This window comes from Escherichia sp. MOD1-EC6300 (genome assembly GCF_002965045.1).
Lineage (GTDB): Bacteria > Pseudomonadota > Gammaproteobacteria > Enterobacterales > Enterobacteriaceae > Escherichia > Escherichia coli_F.
In genome coordinates this window covers 24,288-41,774 of sequence record NZ_PTRH01000002.1, presented here as the reverse complement: position 1 = coordinate 41,774, position 17,487 = coordinate 24,288, and the positions used below count along the sequence as shown (strand labels likewise).

General features: G+C 48.1%; 13 protein-coding genes, 1 tRNA gene and 2 pseudogenes. 7 read left to right on the top strand and 9 right to left on the bottom strand.

The window, feature by feature from the left end; translation table 11 throughout:
* Positions 1–7 precede the first annotated feature (7 nt).
* The 7 genes from BGE37_RS02945 to BGE37_RS02915 form a co-directional block, all read right to left on the bottom strand.
* Complete coding sequence (locus BGE37_RS02945) at positions 8–760, bottom strand: fimbria/pilus periplasmic chaperone (protein ID WP_032184723.1); 753 nt, start codon at positions 758–760, stop codon at positions 8–10.
* Positions 761–779: 19 nt separating this feature from the next.
* Positions 780–3,416, bottom strand: a complete 2,637-nt coding sequence (locus BGE37_RS02940) for a fimbrial biogenesis outer membrane usher protein (protein WP_105287749.1) — start codon at positions 3,414–3,416, stop codon at positions 780–782.
* 84 nt (positions 3,417–3,500) lie between these two features.
* Positions 3,501–4,061, bottom strand: coding sequence for a fimbrial protein (locus BGE37_RS02935; RefSeq protein WP_105287748.1), 561 nt, complete (start codon positions 4,059–4,061; stop codon positions 3,501–3,503).
* A 545-nt stretch (positions 4,062–4,606) separates the two neighbouring features.
* Complete coding sequence (gene sixA / locus BGE37_RS02930) at positions 4,607–5,092, bottom strand: phosphohistidine phosphatase SixA (protein ID WP_001195813.1); 486 nt, start codon at positions 5,090–5,092, stop codon at positions 4,607–4,609.
* Positions 5,093–5,294: 202 nt separating this feature from the next.
* A complete protein-coding gene (fadJ, locus tag BGE37_RS02925) occupies positions 5,295–7,439 on the bottom strand; it encodes a fatty acid oxidation complex subunit alpha FadJ (RefSeq protein WP_105287747.1) in 2,145 nt (714 codons plus the stop codon).
* Positions 7,439–8,749 (bottom strand): acetyl-CoA C-acyltransferase FadI, encoded by a 1,311-nt coding sequence (gene fadI, locus BGE37_RS02920; protein WP_105287746.1) that lies wholly within the window; start codon positions 8,747–8,749, stop codon positions 7,439–7,441. Before fadI ends, fadJ begins: the two co-directional genes overlap by 1 nt.
* A gap of 181 nt (positions 8,750–8,930) precedes the next feature.
* Positions 8,931–9,215 (bottom strand): YfcZ/YiiS family protein, encoded by a 285-nt coding sequence (locus BGE37_RS02915; protein WP_001296261.1) that lies wholly within the window; start codon positions 9,213–9,215, stop codon positions 8,931–8,933.
* A 371-nt stretch (positions 9,216–9,586) separates the two neighbouring features.
* Here BGE37_RS02915 and fadL point away from each other — a divergent pair, with 371 nt between their 5' ends.
* Both fadL and BGE37_RS02900 read left to right on the top strand, forming a co-directional pair.
* On the top strand, positions 9,587–10,927 hold the full coding sequence (gene fadL / locus BGE37_RS02905; protein ID WP_004017164.1) for a long-chain fatty acid transporter FadL: 1,341 nt from the start codon (positions 9,587–9,589) through the stop codon (positions 10,925–10,927).
* A 375-nt stretch (positions 10,928–11,302) separates the two neighbouring features.
* Positions 11,303–12,502, top strand: coding sequence for a hypothetical protein (locus BGE37_RS02900; RefSeq protein ID WP_088541244.1), 1,200 nt, complete (start codon positions 11,303–11,305; stop codon positions 12,500–12,502).
* Between the two features lie 181 nt (positions 12,503–12,683).
* Here BGE37_RS02900 and mlaA read toward each other — a convergent pair whose 3' ends face one another.
* A complete protein-coding gene (gene mlaA / locus BGE37_RS02895; protein WP_000776770.1) occupies positions 12,684–13,439 on the bottom strand; it encodes a phospholipid-binding lipoprotein MlaA in 756 nt (251 codons plus the stop codon).
* Between the two features lie 293 nt (positions 13,440–13,732).
* On the opposite strand from mlaA, the gene BGE37_RS02885 reads away from it, so the two are divergent.
* From BGE37_RS02885 to BGE37_RS25525, 4 genes and pseudogenes are all read left to right on the top strand, one after another.
* Positions 13,733–14,665 carry a formate/nitrite transporter family protein gene (locus BGE37_RS02885; RefSeq protein WP_000368131.1) on the top strand — a complete coding sequence of 311 codons (933 nt, stop codon included), beginning with the start codon at positions 13,733–13,735 and terminating at the stop codon, positions 14,663–14,665.
* 75 nt (positions 14,666–14,740) lie between these two features.
* Positions 14,741–14,815, top strand: a tRNA-Arg gene (locus tag BGE37_RS02880).
* Positions 14,816–14,976: 161 nt separating this feature from the next.
* Positions 14,977–15,459 (top strand): annotated as a pseudogene (gene intS / locus BGE37_RS02875) (prophage integrase IntS); the annotation flags it as partial.
* Positions 15,455–15,742, top strand: a pseudogene (locus tag BGE37_RS25525) (dATP/dGTP pyrophosphohydrolase domain-containing protein); the annotation flags it as partial. The pseudogenes intS and BGE37_RS25525, both read left to right, overlap by 5 nt.
* Positions 15,743–15,951: 209 nt before the next feature.
* Here the strand turns inward: BGE37_RS25525 and BGE37_RS02865 are convergent.
* The gene (locus tag BGE37_RS02865) at positions 15,952–16,836 is read right to left on the bottom strand and encodes a LysR family transcriptional regulator (protein ID WP_105287745.1); all 885 of its coding nucleotides are present in this window, start codon (positions 16,834–16,836) and stop codon (positions 15,952–15,954) included.
* Positions 16,837–16,939: 103 nt separating this feature from the next.
* Between BGE37_RS02865 and BGE37_RS02860 the strand changes: the two genes are divergently transcribed.
* Positions 16,940–17,398 (top strand): multidrug/biocide efflux PACE transporter, encoded by a 459-nt coding sequence (locus BGE37_RS02860; RefSeq protein ID WP_103253410.1) that lies wholly within the window; start codon positions 16,940–16,942, stop codon positions 17,396–17,398.
* The last annotated feature ends 89 nt before the right edge of the window (positions 17,399–17,487 follow it).

Sequence of the window (17,487 nt, the reverse complement as noted above, 5' to 3'; positions counted from 1 at the left end):
CCCGGCCTCAGCCTTTGCGGCTTTGCTCTGCATCCACCTGGCAATTATTGCCAGTGCATTTAAAGTTCAGCGACATTCGCGCGCCGTAGTCGTTGACGTAAGTCAGCACCGGCACAGTGTCCATCTTCACATTCAACGGTGCGGACGATTTCGGCGGCATGACCAGCGGCGTAAACCCGGCTGCCGGATTACCATTTTTCTGTGTGCTGGCATTGCTGATAATCACGTAATAGGGCGTGGGGTTATTGACGGTGAACGCCTGGCCATTGCGGGTTAACGTCACCTTGTGCTGCCACGGGTCTCTCATGTTAATTTTTGCCAGTGCCTTTGGTCGCCAGAACAATTTGATACGCGTTTGCAGGGCAATTTGCAGCGTATTAGGCTTGTTCGATTTTGGCGGGATTTCACGCACGTTAAAGTAGAACATGCTCTCACGATCGGCAGGTAACTTGTTGATATCCGGCATTCCCTGGACTTTTACCTGACCATTCATCATCGCATCAATACGCTGTACCGGCGGCAGTACCGTAAGTGGCGAGCTGATTTTGTTGCCCTTTTCGTCCTCCATCCAGCTTTGTGCCAGGTAGGGCTGCTTCGGGTCGTTATTGCGCAACGTGACGCTGATAGATTTGTCGCCTTCATTGAAGACCAGGCGTGTACGGTCGGGCGTCACCGATGCGTGGGTGGTAAAACTGGCGGCCGCCACCAGCAGCGCCAACGCAGGGGCAGCGCGTGTTGCAGAGCGAGTCAATGTATACATGGATCAATCCTTAATCACGTTATTGGTTTGCTGAAATAGCCATGGGTTCCGCGCCAGGTGTGACCTGCTGCGTTTGTTCCTGAATCATCGGTTTAATCTCTGCCGGAGCCGCAGGCATCACCGCGCCTTGTTGCTTGCACGGCAGTAACAGGCCATTGAACAGGTCGGCAGGCAGCGGGTCTGGCAGTGAGATCTCACAGTGGGGTTCGCCATTCCATGAGACACGCATGTGTTCGCCCGCTTTTACTCCAGCCAGATAGACGTTGCCGTCATCATCAACCAGGCCGACCTGCTGGTCATGTTCGTTTCTCACTTCCGCACCAAATGGCGGGTAACTGCCATCACTCATGCGCAGGACAGCCATCGCCTTTTGCCCACTGATGACCGCAAATTGACGATAGCCAATGGCGCCTTCGGTAAGCGTCGCCTGCACGACAGACTGCGTGGCTTCGGCGTTTTCTGGCAGTCTGGTCAGGTCAATCGTGGCCTGGTTACGGTAGTAGTTATTGACGTCGGCAACGACGGCTTTGCCAAACATATTGGTGTACACCGCTGCGCCATTTCCTTCGACCGGTACGTCCGCGACACCGTCAGCGTCAATCAGCAGTCGCGTACCGCCCATATTTTGAGTACGGTGCAACGCGCCACCGTGAGCCGTGAGCGTAGCGCCGCCCTGTAGCGACAACCCGGCAGAGGTGTACTGCCCTTCATGGTAGTTGGCATTGAGATCCACATGGGCCATTGAGCCGTCACGGCTGTAATAACCATCCACGCTGGAGTGATTTTCACTGTTGCCCACGTTTATCTGATAATGACTGGCGTCATCGATACGACTGAAATACCCTACCTGGCTGCTGTCTGAACCGCTGCCGTAGTTGCCGTTGTAACTCACAACGCTGCTATCGCCCCATGGCATACTTAAGGAGATGTAGACGCCTTTGTCAGCACTGTCGTCATACTCGTAGCGATAACCAGTCAGAGAGATACTCATGTTACGAATGCCCCCCATATTGAAATAGTGGGAGAGCATTACGTTGTAGTTGGTCTGTTCATCACGATCCCAGTAGGTGTGACGCGTATAGTTCAGGTAAACAGAAACACCGGCATCCCTGAAGTTCTGGTTATAAGTGGCGGTGTACATCTCTTTATCATTGCCTGAGCGAACCATTGCGCTGTCATTCGCGTCCAGATACTCGCTCATGGTCATATAGTTCTCTTCCGAGAAGCGGTATCCGGCGAAGGTGACGCGGCTGTTGAGTTCATCAAAGTCTTTGGAGTAACTGACTCTGAAAGAGTTACCGTCGAGCGTGCTTTTTCCGTAAGCGGTCGAATCGTCAAGTCGGGTATGCGAGTGGGTGATATCAAAGGCCATCGCACCGAAAACGGAAAGATCGCGACCAATCCCAAGCGCGGCTGACTGGTAATTTTCATCGCCAAGCGCCCCGCCATACAGTGACCAGCCGTTTGCTATCCCCCAGGACGCTTCGCCACCGGAAAAGAACCCGCCTTGCACATGGTGCCCCCACTCCTGTGGTCGCCCCATCATAATTTTGTAGCGCACCTGGCCCGGGCGAGTCAGGAACGGCATGGAGGCAGTGCTGATGTCATACTCCTGCACCTGACCGTTCACCTCTTCAATACGCACATGCAGCGTACCAGAGCTAAAATCGGCGAGATCCTGGATACGGAATGGCCCGGCTGGCACCTGGGTTTCATAGATTACGCGCCCGGCCTGGCTAACGGTGACTTTCGCCGCCGTATGGGCCACGCCGGAAATATCCGGGGCATAGCCGCGCAGGTTCGGCGGCAGCATTTGATCGTCAGTACTGATACTACCGCCGATGTAGTTAAAGCCATCGAAAATATCGGAATCGAGGTAATCTTCACCGAGTGCCAGTTTGGCTTTCAGGCTCGGTAACGCGCGCCAGGCATAGTAACGGCTCCAGTCCCAGTTTCTTTCGGTGCTGTCTTCCGTCTCTTCATCATTACTGCGGGTATGCTGATAATCGCTCTGCCAGTCGGCTCGCAAGCGCCACGGCCCGAGGTTAACGCCAACCGTACCGTTGCCACTGATATCGTTGCTGTCATCACCGCCATTTTCTTCGTGTCGGGTTTGGGCGTTGATGCTGTAATCGGCAATTAAACCTGAGATGCCATCATCCCAGCGCGAGGGAGGGTCCCAGTCGACATCGCTGTATTCAAGATAAGCCTGCGGCAAACTGATAAGGAGTGCGGACTGGCTTAAGTCAGCGCGCATTTCCAGACCGTCAAATTGGCCTGGCTTGAGGCATTTACCGTCGTGAACCCATTGCAAATTTTTCGCAATGTCTTCTTTGAAGCCAAGCAGTGCCACCAGGTCTGGCGACAGGCAGGCGTAAGTCTTATTGGCATCATTTTCTGTTGCATACCAGTAAATATCATATTCACCGGGTAATGGCTGTTTATTCACCTCAACCTGTAAACTGTATTTACCCGGTTCAACATAACCCTGGCTTGAAAAGCGTTTTAGATCGATTTTCGTGTCGCCTTTTAATTCCAGAAAACGGGAATCAAACTGAATATCTTCATCAGCCCAGGCATTGATATGGCATCCAGAGATGGCCACGGCAACGCACCAGGGAAGCGCCCGTAAGCGGAAAAGGGAATGGTCAGGCATACACGTATTCATCCGTGATTATTATAATAAGTCCAAAAACTCGCCAAAATCCCCCATAGCGAGATGCTATGGGGGTGAATTACCTTAGAGATAGGTAATCTGGAAAGTGGTATTCGCTTCAAAACCACCCAGGTCAGGCGTACCCGTCGCACCGACTAACCAGGCTTTGAAGTTCAGAGTCTGTTTAGGTTTGCCTTTATTGGTTGCTGAGTCATTTACGATCGCCTGTTTAATGCCAGCACCGCTTTTATAGGAAGTACCTTGCTTATCACCAATCGCCAGGCTTACATTGTTAAACGCAGCACCTGTATCGGTATTAAAAATGGTGTAGTAATTCTCGTTTCCCGTAGAAACGTTACCGGTGAACGTCGTTTCCATGTTCGTTTGGGTATCAAATACGCAGTCCTGCAAACGAATCTGAAAATCTTTCGGCGTGGTGGTCCCGTTGTTTTTCAGTACTTCGGCACCGATGTTACCTAAATCCACTTCCAGTTTGTGATCGTCTGGAACGATAGAGCACGGGGAGTCTTCAATGGTGCCGTAGAAACGTGCAGTACCGTTGTTGCCTGCAGCAAATGCTGACGCGGAGACAACTGCGCCCATCACCATTGCGGCAGCAATGGCTGTTTTGGCAAACTTAATCATTATTTGTCCTTAAATCATTAAAATGTATAATACAAGCAACTGACATAATATTATTGTATATATTATGTCTGACGCTTTTAGTTAACCATTGAACATCATATGTCCCAAATAATCATAGAATGTAAACAGATATTCTCTGGTGTGTCGTTATGTTGGTCTTATCTTTAAGAACAATCAATGTAGTAATGCTTAAACACTTATGTAGATTTAATTAATCAATACACAACCAGAATATCCCTCTCGATTTTCAATAAAAATACATGCGCGCCATCAAAAAAAAGAAAGATTTCATAACTAATATGAATGAATTGGATATAAAAACCACTAAAAGAATTTATAATGATTTTGCATTTATTTATTGCTAAGATTCATTCTTGATTAAATTAATTAATTTATATTCAAGATACAAAACCATTATTCCACTGTGTTATTACAATATTCAATAACAAGAAAGATAATAAAATTCGTGATATGTAAAATATATTCACAATTAGGACAGAAAAAATTTGCCCGGTATACGCGTACGCAACCGGGCATATGAGCTTTTAAATTGCTTTTGCCATCTTCAGATTACACGGGCTCATCTGCCAGTTGAATTGGCCGTTTCCACTTTCATCAAGTGTTACGCTGGCAATCGCTGAAGTGGTAAACATAGGCGGCGTTTCGCCCGGACATAACTCGGCAACCAGATACCCGACTAATGGTAAGTGGGAGATAACCAGTACCGATTCGACACCTTCGTTGGTCAGTGCCTGGAGATACGCACTGACCAGACCAACATCGCCACAGGGCGTTAGCTCAGGCAGAACTTCTACGCTGGAAGGCAGGTCCATACAATCCGCCACTTCTTCCAGTGTTTGCTCGGCTCGCAGGAACGGGCTCACCAGAACACGTTCGATTTCCACTTTTTGACCTTTCAGCCAGTTCGCCATCAGGCGAGATTCGTCACAACCATTAGTGGTCAGAGGACGAACCGAATCACTGGCGGCATCGAGGGCTGCGTCGCCGTGACGCATGATAAAAACTTGCATATTGCACCGCTTTTGTTAACCAGATTCGCCCGTCGTGTTTCATCTGAAACCAGAGAAACACGACGGTGGCCGGCATTGTGCCTTATCCATTCACCGAATGAAACGCTGTTTTTTACCTCAATGGCGTAAGTATAGTCAATATGCGTTTACATTTTGACCAACGCTCCGCCATTCAGCGCGGATTCATATAACTTTGACCTTCTTATTGCAGGTCAGTTGCAGTTGTTTTCCAAAAACTTTCCCCACGTTCGCTCATCTCAACTAAACGATCGCAAGGGGTAAAACGAGAACCGTACCGCGCGGTCAGACGTTGCATTATTGCAACCACTTCTGCCGCACCGAGAGCGTCGATATAGCGAAATGGGCCACCGAGAAACGGCGGAAACCCAATTCCAAATACCGCGCCGATATCCCCGTCACGCACGCTACGGATAACCTGCTCGTCCAGACAACGTACAGCTTCATTCAGCATCATCATCACACACCGTTCAGCAACCTGCGGTGCGGAGAGTCGCCCCTGCCCTTGCGCGCCAATCAGCGGATAAATAGCAGGATCGACCTGTTTTTTGCTTTTACGCCCTTTCGGCCCATAAAGATAGAAACCCCGACCATTTTTTCTGCCTTTGCGATCGTCATTCAAAATTGAAGAAACAACATTTGCAGGCGCGCTAAAACGTTCTCCATAAGCGGCTTCCAGTACAGGAATAATTTTAGTCCCGGTATCGATTCCTACCTCATCCAAAAGTTGGATTGGTCCCACCGGAAAACCAAACTTGACCAGTGCGGCATCGATATGCTCAACCCGTTCACCTTCAGTCAACATGCGGATAGCTTCATTGATGTAAGGCGCTAAAATGCGATTGACATAAAACCCGGCTTTGTCACGCACAACAATTGGCGTTTTTCCCTGTTTTTTCGCCAGTTTTACCGTTGTAGCGATGGTTTGCGCCGATGTCCCCGTATGGGGAATGATCTCCACCAGCGGCATTTTTTCTACCGGGCTGAAGAAATGAAGACCGATAACCTGCTCCGGCCGCGAGGCGTGAGCGGCAATATCACTAATTGGTAAAGATGACGTATTCGAAGCGAAGATGGTATGAGTGGCGCAATTTCCCTCTACTTCCGCCACCATCTTTTGTTTTAATTCGAGATTTTCAAACACCGCTTCAATAATTAAGTCACGATGGGCAAAGCCGCGATAATCCGTTGTTCCCGAAATTAATGCCAGCTGTTTGTCACGTTCGCTGGCTTTGAGATGTCGGCGGCGCACTTTGCCCTCCAACTGATCCCAGCTGTACTTCAATGCATGATTTATGCCCTGCGGGTTGATATCTTTAATTCTGACCGGCAAGCCCGCTTTACAAGCAGTAACATAAGCAATACCGCCCCCCATCAAGCCACCACCTAAAATCCCTACGCTATTTAACGGCGCGGGCGGAGCATCACTGCCCGGATCTTTCTTCACTTCGGTACTGGCAAAAAAGATACTACGCAGAGCCTGCGATTGTGGTGTCATCGCCAGTTCACCAAAGGCACGGGCTTCCGCGTCATAGCCGCTACTGGTGCCTTGCGCTAATCCGGTTTCGATGACTTCAAGAATGCGTTTTGTCGCCGGATAGTTCCCCTGAGTTTTCTGCTCTGTTTTCTTGCCGACCATTTTGAACAACAGTGCACGACCTAGCGGCCCCGCCAGAATGCGCTCACGTACAGGTAGCGGGCGGGAAGATAGTCGATCCTGCTTTGCCAACTCAACGGCGGATTCCAGTAAAATAGAGTGCGGAACGACATCATCCACCAGCCCCAGTTTTAAAGCCTGCTTTGCCCGTAGTTGCTTGCCTGTGAGGATCATCTCCAGCGCGGTGCTGACGCCAATGAGGCGCGGCAAACGCTGAGTACCGCCTGAACCTGGCAATAATCCAAGCTGAACTTCCGGCAAGCCAAGCACCGTTTTAGGATCGTCACTGCAGACGCGGCCATGACACGCCAGTGCCAGTTCCAGCCCGCCCCCCAGGCAAGCGCCATGAATAGCCGCGATAACCGGAACAGACAGAGCATGAATCTCCGCCATTAACTGTTGCCCCTGCCGCGCCAGCTCTTCCGCTTCTTGCGCCGTTTTGCAGTTGCCGATCATGTTGATGTCTGCTCCGGCGATAAAGTTGTCCGGTTTCGCTGAGATAAATACAACTCCACGTAATTCTTTGTTTTCGCGAAGTTGCTTAATAATGGTGCGCACCTGCGAGGCAAACTCCGCCTTCAGGGTATTCATTTTCTCACCGGGAACGTCGATGGTGATGACTGCAATGTTGTCCAGACGAACATTAAGAGTAAAAGCTGATGCCATTTCCATTATTCCGCCTCCAGAACCATTGCCGCACCAAGCCCACCAGCAGCACAAGCGGTCACTAAGCCAAATCCACCGCCGCGACGGCGAAGTTCATGCAATGTCTGGGTAATCATCCGCGCTCCAGTCGCTGCGAAGGGATGCCCGTACGCAATGGAACCACCAAGCACGTTAAATTTACTATCGTCCACTTCGCCAGTGGCATGTGCACGCCCCAGTACGTCGCGCGCAAAACGTTCGCTGCCAAGCAACTGAATATTGGCCAGCGTCTGGGCGGCAAAGGCTTCGTGCATGTCAATCAATGTCAGATCGGCCATCGTCAATCCAGCGCGTTCCAGCGCCAGCGGCGTTGACCAGGCCGGGCCGAGCAACATGTCCTGCCAGACATCAATAGCGGTAAATGCGTAGCTACGCAGATATCCTAGCGGCACCAGGCCCAATTCTTTCGCCCGCGATTCAGTCATCAGGATCACCGCCGCTGCGCCATCGGTCAGCGGCGTACTGTTTGCTGCCGTTACCGTCCCGTGTTTGCGATCAAACGCCGGACGCAGCTTTGCGTAATCAGCAAGCGTGGAATTGCCGCGAATATTGTTGTCTTCCGCGAGCGGTTGTTTATAAGGAGGAACGTAGGCGGTCATTACCTCTTCTTTGAGTTTACCTTCTGACCATGCCTGAGCAGCACGCTGATGTGAACGGTGCGCCAGCGCATCTTGCTGTTCGCGAGTAATACCGTAGGTTTTCGCCATTTGTTCGGCGGTGTCGCCCATCCGCAAGCCTGTGGAATACTCCGCCACCGCAGGCGGTACGGGCATTAAGTCACGCAAACGCAGGCGACAAAAAAGTTTCAGTCGTTGGCTCATCGTGCGGGCTTTGTTGACATCCACCAACACGCGCGCCAGTTTTTTACTAACACCAATGGGCAATACGGAAGAGGAATCTGCCCCGCCGGCAATCCCCGCACGAATAGTTCCCGCCATCAGGCTTTCGGCGACGTTTGCAACCGCCTGAAAACTGGTAGCACAAGCGCGGCTGACGCTGTAAGCATCGGTATGGACATTCATTCCGGTGCCAAGAACAATTTCACGCGCAATGTTGGGGGCTTCAGGCATTTGTACGACCTGACCAAAAACCAGTTGTTCAATCACTTCGGCGGGGATCTCGCTGCGTGCCAGCAATTCGCCTACGACCATCTTCCCCAAATCAACAGCGGGAATGCCATGAAAAGCCGTCGCCTGACGGGCAAAAGGCGTACGTAAGCCGCTAACAATGGCGATACGATCGCCCTGGCGGGTAATCAGCGGTAAAACCTGACCCATAACACTCCCCTGTAAAAAAATAAATAAAGTGGTCTGACCTGATCATAGTCTTAACCATTTTTTTACATTTAGCCAAGTGGAGAAAAGGGAAAGTGGGAGCTATGACACAGAGAGAAAAGAGGAAGAGAAAATAAAAACGCCCCCGCCATGAACTGACAGGGGCGTATATACCCGAGAGGAATTAACGCAGACCCAGCTGGAAGATCAACATTTCAGCTTCGCAGGCAAAAGTGAAATCGATATCCAGGCGCACGCCGTCAGACTCTTCAGTGAAAGTCGGGGTGATTTTGCAAGGTTCGGATTCAACGCTACGGGCTTTTTCAGTCAGCGCCGCCAGCGTTTGTTCTGCTTCTGCGCGGTTTGCAAACACGCGGCTGTAAGACGCGGTGCAGTCGGAGTTGTCCATAATGGTGCCAACATCCATACAGCAGCAAACCGGGGTTTCATCAGCACTACATTTACTCATCGTTGATTTCCTCTGTATGTGCACCTAAGGTGCCAGATAAACGTTGGGGATATTTTACGCTTCCGGAAAGTACTGCTCCAGTTGTTAATTCTGCAAAATCGGATAAGTGACCGAAATCACACTTAAAAATGATCTAAAACAAAATTCACCCGAATCCATGAGTGCGCCACCTCCAAATTTTGCCAGCTGGATCGCGTTTCTTAGATCATATTTGAAAAAATATAGAAACATACTTGCAACATTCCATCTGGTCCGACCTATACTCTCGCCACTGGTCTGATTTCTAAGATGTACCTCAGACCCTACACTTCGCGCTCCTGTTACAGTACGTAACATAGTTTGTATAAAAATAAATCATTGAGGTTATGGTCATGAGCCAGAAAACCCTGTTTACAAAGTCTGCTATCGCAGTCGCAGTGGCACTTATCTCCACCCAGGCCTGGTCGGCAGGCTTTCAGTTAAACGAATTTTCTTCCTCTGGCCTGGGCCGGGCTTATTCAGGGGAAGGCGCTATTGCCGATGATGCAGGTAACGTCAGCCGTAACCCCGCGTTGATTACCATGTTTGACCGCCCGACATTTTCTGCGGGTGCGGTTTATATAGATCCGGACGTAAATATCAGCGGAACGTCTCCGTCTGGTCGTAGCCTGAAAGCCGATAATATCGCGCCTACGGCATGGGTTCCGAACATGCACTTTGTTGCACCGATTAACGACCAATTTGGTTGGGGGGCTTCTATTACCTCTAACTATGGTCTGGCGACAGAGTTTAACGATACTTATGCAGGCGGTTCTGTCGGGGGTACCACCGACCTCGAAACCATGAACCTGAACTTAAGCGGTGCGTATCGCTTAAATAATGCATGGAGCTTTGGTCTTGGTTTCAACGCCGTCTACGCTCGTGCGAAAATTGAACGTTTCGCAGGCGATCTGGGGCAACTGGTGGCTGGTCAGATTAAGCAATCTCCTGCTTGGCAGACTCCTCAGGGGCAAGCATTAGCAGCTACCGCCAACGGCATCGACAGTAATACCAAAATCGCTCACCTGAACGGTAACCAGTGGGGCTTTGGCTGGAACGCCGGGATCCTGTACGAACTGGATAAAAACAACCGCTACGCATTGACCTACCGCTCTGAAGTGAAAATTGACTTCAAGGGTAACTACAGCAGCGATCTTAACCCGGCTTTTAATAACTACGGTTTGCCAATTCCTACCGCGACAGGTGGCGCAACGCAGTCGGGTTATCTGACGCTGAACCTGCCTGAAATGTGGGAAGTGTCGGGTTATAACCGTGTTGATCCGCAGTGGGCAATTCACTATAGCCTGGCTTACACCAGCTGGAGTCAGTTCCAGCAACTGAAAGCGACATCAACGAGTGGCGACACGCTGTTCCAGAAACATGAAGGCTTTAAAGATGCTTACCGCATCGCGTTGGGTACCACTTATTACTACGATGATAACTGGACCTTCCGTACCGGTATCGCCTTCGATGACAGCCCAGTTCCGGCACAGAATCGTTCTATCTCCATTCCGGACCAGGACCGTTTCTGGCTGAGTGCAGGTACGACTTACGCATTTAATAAAGATGCTTCAGTCGACGTTGGTGTTTCTTATATGCACGGCCAGAGCGTGAAAATTAACGAAGGCCCATATCAGTTCGAGTCTGAAGGTAAAGCCTGGCTGTTCGGGACGAACTTTAACTACGCATTCTGATAACGCGTTTACCGGGTTAAAGTCACCTGCATAGCAGGTGGCTTTAACTCCCTCTCTTCACCGAAAGTAGTTTCCTCATTGCTTGCCTCCTGAGATAAGACAATTTTGCAAACAGCCTGATGTCAGCTTGCCCTTGCAAATTTGTAAGCGTTATCCACAGACAGGCCTGAAGGGAAAGACAGATTATCAGGCGTTCTGCTCGTCCTTCTCAATGAGTTTACTTTTCTGAATTTCCAGGATACTCAAACCACCCTGGCTATTATGCGCTCATACACTCAAATTAAAGATAGGTTCTAAATAAATGAGCGTTTTTTGATAGTCTATTTTATTAGGTAATATATATTTGCAACAAATCAATCAACGTGGAATAAAATCATGCTACCATCTGTTTCAATCAACAATACCTGCCCTACTTACACAGAATCCACCAATGAAAATAACAATAATGAAGTTAATGGATTAGTACAAGAGTTCAAAAACCTTTTTAATGGCAAGGAAGGAATAAGTACCTGTATTAAACATCTACTTGAGCTTATAAAAAATGCCATACGAGGAACCGGTGAACTTGATAGAATAATTATCAATAATTCCTCAGTTACTTATATTGATATTGGCTCCAATGATACAGACTATATTACTATTGGTATCGACAACCAAGAACCAATAAAATTATCTGCGAACTATAAAGACAAAGAACTCGTCCGTACTATCATTAATGACAACATAGTTGAGAAGACTCATGATGATATAAATAATGCTGAATATACTGATGATGGTATTATTGGTATTAATAATCAAGAACCAACAAAATCACCTGCAAACGATGAAAACAAAAAAGTCGGTCAAACCATCATCAGTGAAAATGTAGTAGAGAATACTCATGATATCCATAACAAGGAAATGATCTTCAGCGCAATAAAAGAAATATATGATGGAAATCCTGGTTTTATCTTCGATAAAATATCGCACAAACTCAGACATACGGTAACGAAATTTGATGAGAGCGGGAAAAGCGAACCAACGGACTTATTTACCTGGTACGGTAAAGATAAAAAAGGCGACTCTCTCGCTATTGTAATTAAAAATAAAAACGGAAATGATTACTTATCTCTCGGTTACTACGATCAGGACGACTACCACATTCAAAGAGGAATTCGTATTAATGGTGATAGTCTCACCCAATATTGTAGTGAAAACGCCAGGAATGCTTCAGCGTGGTTTGAAAGCAGTAAAGCTATCATGGCAGAGTCATTTGCAACAGGTTCCGATCATCAGGTTGTAAACGAGCTCAACGGGGAAAGACTGAGAGAACCTAACGAAGTTTTTAAACGTTTAGGTCGAGCAATAAGATACAATTTTCAAGTGGACGATGCAAAATTTAGACGCGATAATGTAAAAGAAATAATTTCTACTTTATTCGCTAACGAAGTTGACGTTGACAACTCTCAAAATGAATATAAACAGTTTAAGGAAATCGAAGATAAAGTTGAAAAAAGACTTCAAAATCGCCAGATGAAATATCAAAGTGAAATTAAACAACTCTCTGCGTTGGGTGTTAATTTTGATGATAATTAAAATTATTTGTCCAGTTTTTTGATTTTTCAACGTCTGAATATCGGAAACAGTCAGTGACGAACATCAGTATTTTTACATAATTTCGTCCGGGTCATTGTCGGTTTGTCTCCTTTTACTTGTGGTAATTGATGGATAACAACAAAAAAGGTGAGTTTTGCGACTCACCTTTTTTATTTGTTTCTTATTCAGAATCGATATCTTTTAACTCATCCTGAATCGCTTGCGCGTTCGGGTTTTCCTGCGGTTTGAGTTCGCCGCCATTGGCGATGAAATCATGACGCTGGAAGTACGCTTCGCGCACCATAATGTATGGGTCGGACGACTGACGCAGCAGGCCGTCGGAATCCAGCAGTTGCGCACGGGTTTCGATACCTTCAAGCGTCCATTTACCCACGGACATCGGCCAGGTCAGCCAGGAAAGTACCGGGTAAAGACCATCCGCCATATCACCGCCGTCATCACGCAGCGTGAAGCTACCGTAGAACGGTAATTGTACGTACGGCCCATAACCCACGCCATAATGACCAAGCGTACTACCGAAGCGGTGAGGTTCAGTCCGTTGCAGTTTCGGGTTCGCCATCCCCGCAACATCAATAAAGCCGCCCATCCCCAAAATAGTGTTCAGGAAAAAGCGGGTAAAGTGGACCATCCCCTGATAAGGGTCGCCCTGCAAGAAGTAGTTAACCATCACCGCAGGTTCTTCAAGGTTGCCGGTAAAGTTGCTCAAACCGTTACGCGCCGGTTGCGGAACATAATCACGCCAGGCGACTGCGACCGGTCGAACAATATACGGGTCTAATACATTGAAGTTGAAGTTGTACATGGTGCGGTTGAACCCTTCTAATGGGTCAGAACGCCCTTGCTGATCTGTACCGGAACTCGCACACCCCACCAGAAGCGTAGTTCCAAGAGCAAGCGCCGACAGGCGAAGCTTCATAAATGTCTCCCTGTTTTTTTATGGCTTATGCAGTTTGCCATCCATGACGGAACGATACCGTATCCGCCTGTTTAGGTGTGGGCGATTGTAACAGCACGTCAACTGATGTCCAGACGCCCTGATTTGCTGATTTGATCATAGCCTGGTAATCGACGCCCTGTAGGCTACTTGATTCTATAGAAACAGAAAAAGGCAAACACAGCCTTTTCTACATTTTCAGAGTAACTCCCGCCAGTTGCGAGCAAAAAAGCCGCTACGCTTTAGCTATACGTGCTAATTCAAGAGAAGAGACCATGGACAACGACAAAATTGATCAACACAGCGACGAAATTGAAGTTGAGAGCGAAGAAAAAGAACGCGGCAAAAAAATAGAAATAGATGAAGACCGACTCCCCTCCCGGGCGATGGCAATTCATGAACATATCCGCCAGGATGGTGAAAAAGAGCTGGAACGCGACGCAATGGCGCTACTGTGGTCAGCCATTGCGGCGGGTCTGTCGATGGGCGCTTCACTACTGGCAAAAGGGATATTTCATGTCGAACTGGAAGGCGTGCCGGGCAGTTTCTTGCTGGAGAATCTCGGTTATACCTTTGGCTTTATTATCGTCATTATGGCCCGCCAGCAATTATTTACCGAAAACACCGTGACTGCAGTACTACCCGTCATGCAAAAACCGACAATGAGCAACGTCGGCTTACTTATGCGGTTATGGGGCGTCGTGCTGCTGGGGAATATTCTCGGGACAGGTATTGCGGCGTGGGCATTTGAATATATGCCTATCTTTAATGAAGAAACTCGCGATGCATTTGTAAAAATCGGCATGGATGTGATGAAGAACACCCCCAGTGAGATGTTTGCCAACGCGATCATTTCCGGCTGGCTGATCGCCACTATGGTATGGATGTTTCCTGCAGCGGGTGCGGCAAAGATTGTAGTGATTATATTAATGACCTGGCTTATCGCCCTCGGAGATACCACCCACATCGTTGTCGGTTCTGTAGAAATCCTCTATCTGGTATTTAACGGCACGCTGCACTGGAGCGATTTCATCTGGCCCTTCGCGCTGCCTACTCTGGCAGGAAACATCTGCGGCGGCACCTTTATCTTCGCGTTAATGAGTCATGCACAGATCCGTAACGACATGAGCAACAAGCGCAAAGCAGAAGCACGACAAAAAGCAGAACGTGCGGAAAACATTAAGAAAAATGATAAAAACCCGGCATAAATGGCGAGGGTTTAAGCAATCGAGCGGCAGTGTACTTACCCCGCTGAGCATTAGCGGGTATACTCATGCCGCATTGTCCTCTTAGTTAAATGGATATAACGAGCCCCTCCTAAGGGCTAATTGCAGGTTCGATTCCTGCAGGGGACACCATTTATCAGTTCGCTCCCATCCGTACCAGTCCGTAAAATCCCCTGAATATCAAGTCTTCCGTAGATTAACAGTTCGTCATGGTTCGCGTCAGATCGTTGACAGCCGCACTCCATGACGGGTAAAAAGTGGATAAAATAATTTTACCCACCGGATTTTTACCCATGCTCACCGTTAAGCAGATTGAAGCAGCTAAGCCGAAAGAAAAACCATACCGCCTTCTCGATGGTAATGGCCTGTACCTTTATGTCCCTGTATCCGGGAAATAGGTATGGCAGCTTCGCTACAAGATTGACGGTAAGGAGAAAATCCTGACTGTCGGAAAATATCCGCTTATGACTTTGCAGGAGGCAAGGGATAAGGCATGGACTGCGAGGAAAGACATCTCGGTTGGCATCGATCCGGTAAAGGCGAAAAAGGCTTCGTCTAACAACAATTCATTTAGTGCGATTTACAAGGAATGGTACGAGCACAAGAAGCAAGTCTGGTCAGTAGGCTATGCAACTGAACTTGCCAAAATGTTTGATGACGACATTTTACCCATCATCGGCGGTCTTGAGATTCAGGATATTGAGCCGATGCAACTGCTGGAAGTAATCCGCAGATTTGAAGATCGCGGTGCAATGGAGCGAGCCACTACAGGAAGATAAATTGAAGATCAACATGGAGCGCCAGTGGCCTGAACCAAAAGATGGTGAGCCTCGCTTGCACATTAAAGAACGCGGCAACTCTCCGGTAACTCCGGGTGGTTGGATACGCTGTAGTGAGCGAATGCCCGCTCAAGATGATTGGATTTTAATTTATTCAAAGCACGGTGAGTATATGGCAGGATAGGTGCAAGGGGAATACGTGGAGTTGAGCGACGGCACTTTATCGTGGTTAGGGAACGCCTTGTTCTGGATACCACTACCAGAACCGCGCAGGAGGTGAATCAATGAGCTGGCCTGAAGCATTCGCAACGGTAGGAATTGCAATGGCGGTAGCACTGGTTTTGTATTCAATTTGTCGCTGGGGATAACGATGATGCTCATGCGGAAATCATCAAAAAAATGGAACTGCTAACATGATTTAGGTGGGAGCCTGGAAGATGGCTCCACATATCAACAGAGATTATTTCAGGATTCCATATTTTAACTAATCTAAGTTCGACTATTTGGGGCATTGATATGCTGTAAATGATGCTTAAGCCAATTTCCAGCCGCGCCTGGTGGCGATTTTTTATTCCAAAGCAGATCGATAGAAATTGCCTTTGGCCAGCCAGGTACGTCGAGCTGAACCAGCGGTTTTTCTGTTGCAAACTCCTCAACCAGAGCACAGGGCAGAGAGCACCAGCCAAATCCCTGTACGGCCATACTGAGTAACAACAAATAGTTAGGTGCAGACCAAACCGGTCCACGGGCAATCATCTCCCGGTTATCGATATAAGTATTAAGACGAAGTTCTCGCCATGAATGAAGTTGTTCCCGCTGGATTGTTTTTTCTGCAGACAGTGGATGTGACGCCGAAACATAAATGCCCATCCACGCTTGCATCGGTAAACGGGTTGAGCCAATATCGGTGGGGTAGTGTTCCCGAGACTCAATTAAGCCGATCTGCGCTCGTTCTTTTTGCAAAAGATCGATGACATCGACATCCTCACCAATTAAAACCTCTAACTCAGTATGTGGAAACTGACTATCAAACTGCACCATGATGTCTTCTAATAAGTCAGGGTGTAGGGTATCGGAAAGCACAAACGTCAGACGAGCTTCAGTCTCTCCGGCAAGCGAAACCGCCACCTCCTCAAGACGTTCACTGGCTGATAAAATCGCATGAACGTAACTCAATACTTTCTTTCCTTCCTCTGTCAGCACAGGTTCTCGCGAAGAGCGATCGAATAATGTTATACCAAGATCGACCTCAAGATTGGCAATTGACGTACTGACTGCGGACTGACTTTTACGTAATCTTCGTGCCGCAGCAGAAAAGGAGCCACAGGAAACCACTTCAACAAATGTACTTAACGCTTCAAGTGAGTAACGCATAATCTATCAATTTTTTCGATGGTATCTATCTTTTATATATCACATAAATCGATAAAAATCTCACAACTCCATAACGCGGTCGAAACTGTAAGAAAGGTAAGTTATGCAACATAATGCGATTCAACACAGATCGTTACTTGAGCGTATTTTTCACGCTATTTGCTTTGAAGGAATTGCCACTGCGATTCTGGCCCCCACCACAGCATGGTTAATGCAGCGAACTATACTCGAAATGGGCGGGATGACTATCTTGTTGGCTTCAACTGCAATGATCTGGAATATCATCTATAACATGCTATTTGATCGCTACTGGCCTGCTCATCAGGTAAAACGAACTGCAAAAGTTCGTGCATTCCATGCTTTGGGCTTTGAAAGTGGATTTATCGCGATCGGCGTCATTATGGTGTCCTGGATTCTGAGCGTCAGTCTGTTACAGGCTTTTACACTAGAGATAGGATTCTTCCTTTTCTTTCTACCATATACCATGTTCTACAATTGGGCCTATGACAGCTTACGTTTACGTGTTGTGAAACAGCATCAACAACGTATGCTTGCCAGATAATGTTTTCCCAGGGGAGTAATGAGAATCGCGCAATAATTTTCGATATCCATACTGTACCCCCACCGACTTAACATCCCCGCCCTCGCGGG

What these genes read in the sequence shown, in the direction of transcription:
- BGE37_RS02945 (WP_032184723.1), bottom strand. Translation starts at nt 760, where the DNA reads ATGTATACATTGACTCGCTCTGCAACACGCGCTGCCCCTGCGTTGGCG.
- BGE37_RS02940 (WP_105287749.1), bottom strand. Translation starts at nt 3,416, where the DNA reads ATGCCTGACCATTCCCTTTTCCGCTTACGGGCGCTTCCCTGGTGCGTT.
- BGE37_RS02935 (WP_105287748.1), bottom strand. Translation starts at nt 4,061, where the DNA reads ATGATTAAGTTTGCCAAAACAGCCATTGCTGCCGCAATGGTGATGGGC.
- sixA (WP_001195813.1), bottom strand. Translation starts at nt 5,092, where the DNA reads ATGCAAGTTTTTATCATGCGTCACGGCGACGCAGCCCTCGATGCCGCC.
- fadJ (WP_105287747.1), bottom strand. Translation starts at nt 7,439, where the DNA reads ATGGAAATGGCATCAGCTTTTACTCTTAATGTTCGTCTGGACAACATT.
- fadI (WP_105287746.1), bottom strand. Translation starts at nt 8,749, where the DNA reads ATGGGTCAGGTTTTACCGCTGATTACCCGCCAGGGCGATCGTATCGCC.
- BGE37_RS02915 (WP_001296261.1), bottom strand. Translation starts at nt 9,215, where the DNA reads ATGAGTAAATGTAGTGCTGATGAAACCCCGGTTTGCTGCTGTATGGAT.
- fadL (WP_004017164.1), top strand. Translation starts at nt 9,587, where the DNA reads ATGAGCCAGAAAACCCTGTTTACAAAGTCTGCTATCGCAGTCGCAGTG.
- BGE37_RS02900 (WP_088541244.1), top strand. Translation starts at nt 11,303, where the DNA reads ATGCTACCATCTGTTTCAATCAACAATACCTGCCCTACTTACACAGAA.
- mlaA (WP_000776770.1), bottom strand. Translation starts at nt 13,439, where the DNA reads ATGAAGCTTCGCCTGTCGGCGCTTGCTCTTGGAACTACGCTTCTGGTG.
- BGE37_RS02885 (WP_000368131.1), top strand. Translation starts at nt 13,733, where the DNA reads ATGGACAACGACAAAATTGATCAACACAGCGACGAAATTGAAGTTGAG.
- BGE37_RS02865 (WP_105287745.1), bottom strand. Translation starts at nt 16,836, where the DNA reads ATGCGTTACTCACTTGAAGCGTTAAGTACATTTGTTGAAGTGGTTTCC.
- BGE37_RS02860 (WP_103253410.1), top strand. Translation starts at nt 16,940, where the DNA reads ATGCAACATAATGCGATTCAACACAGATCGTTACTTGAGCGTATTTTT.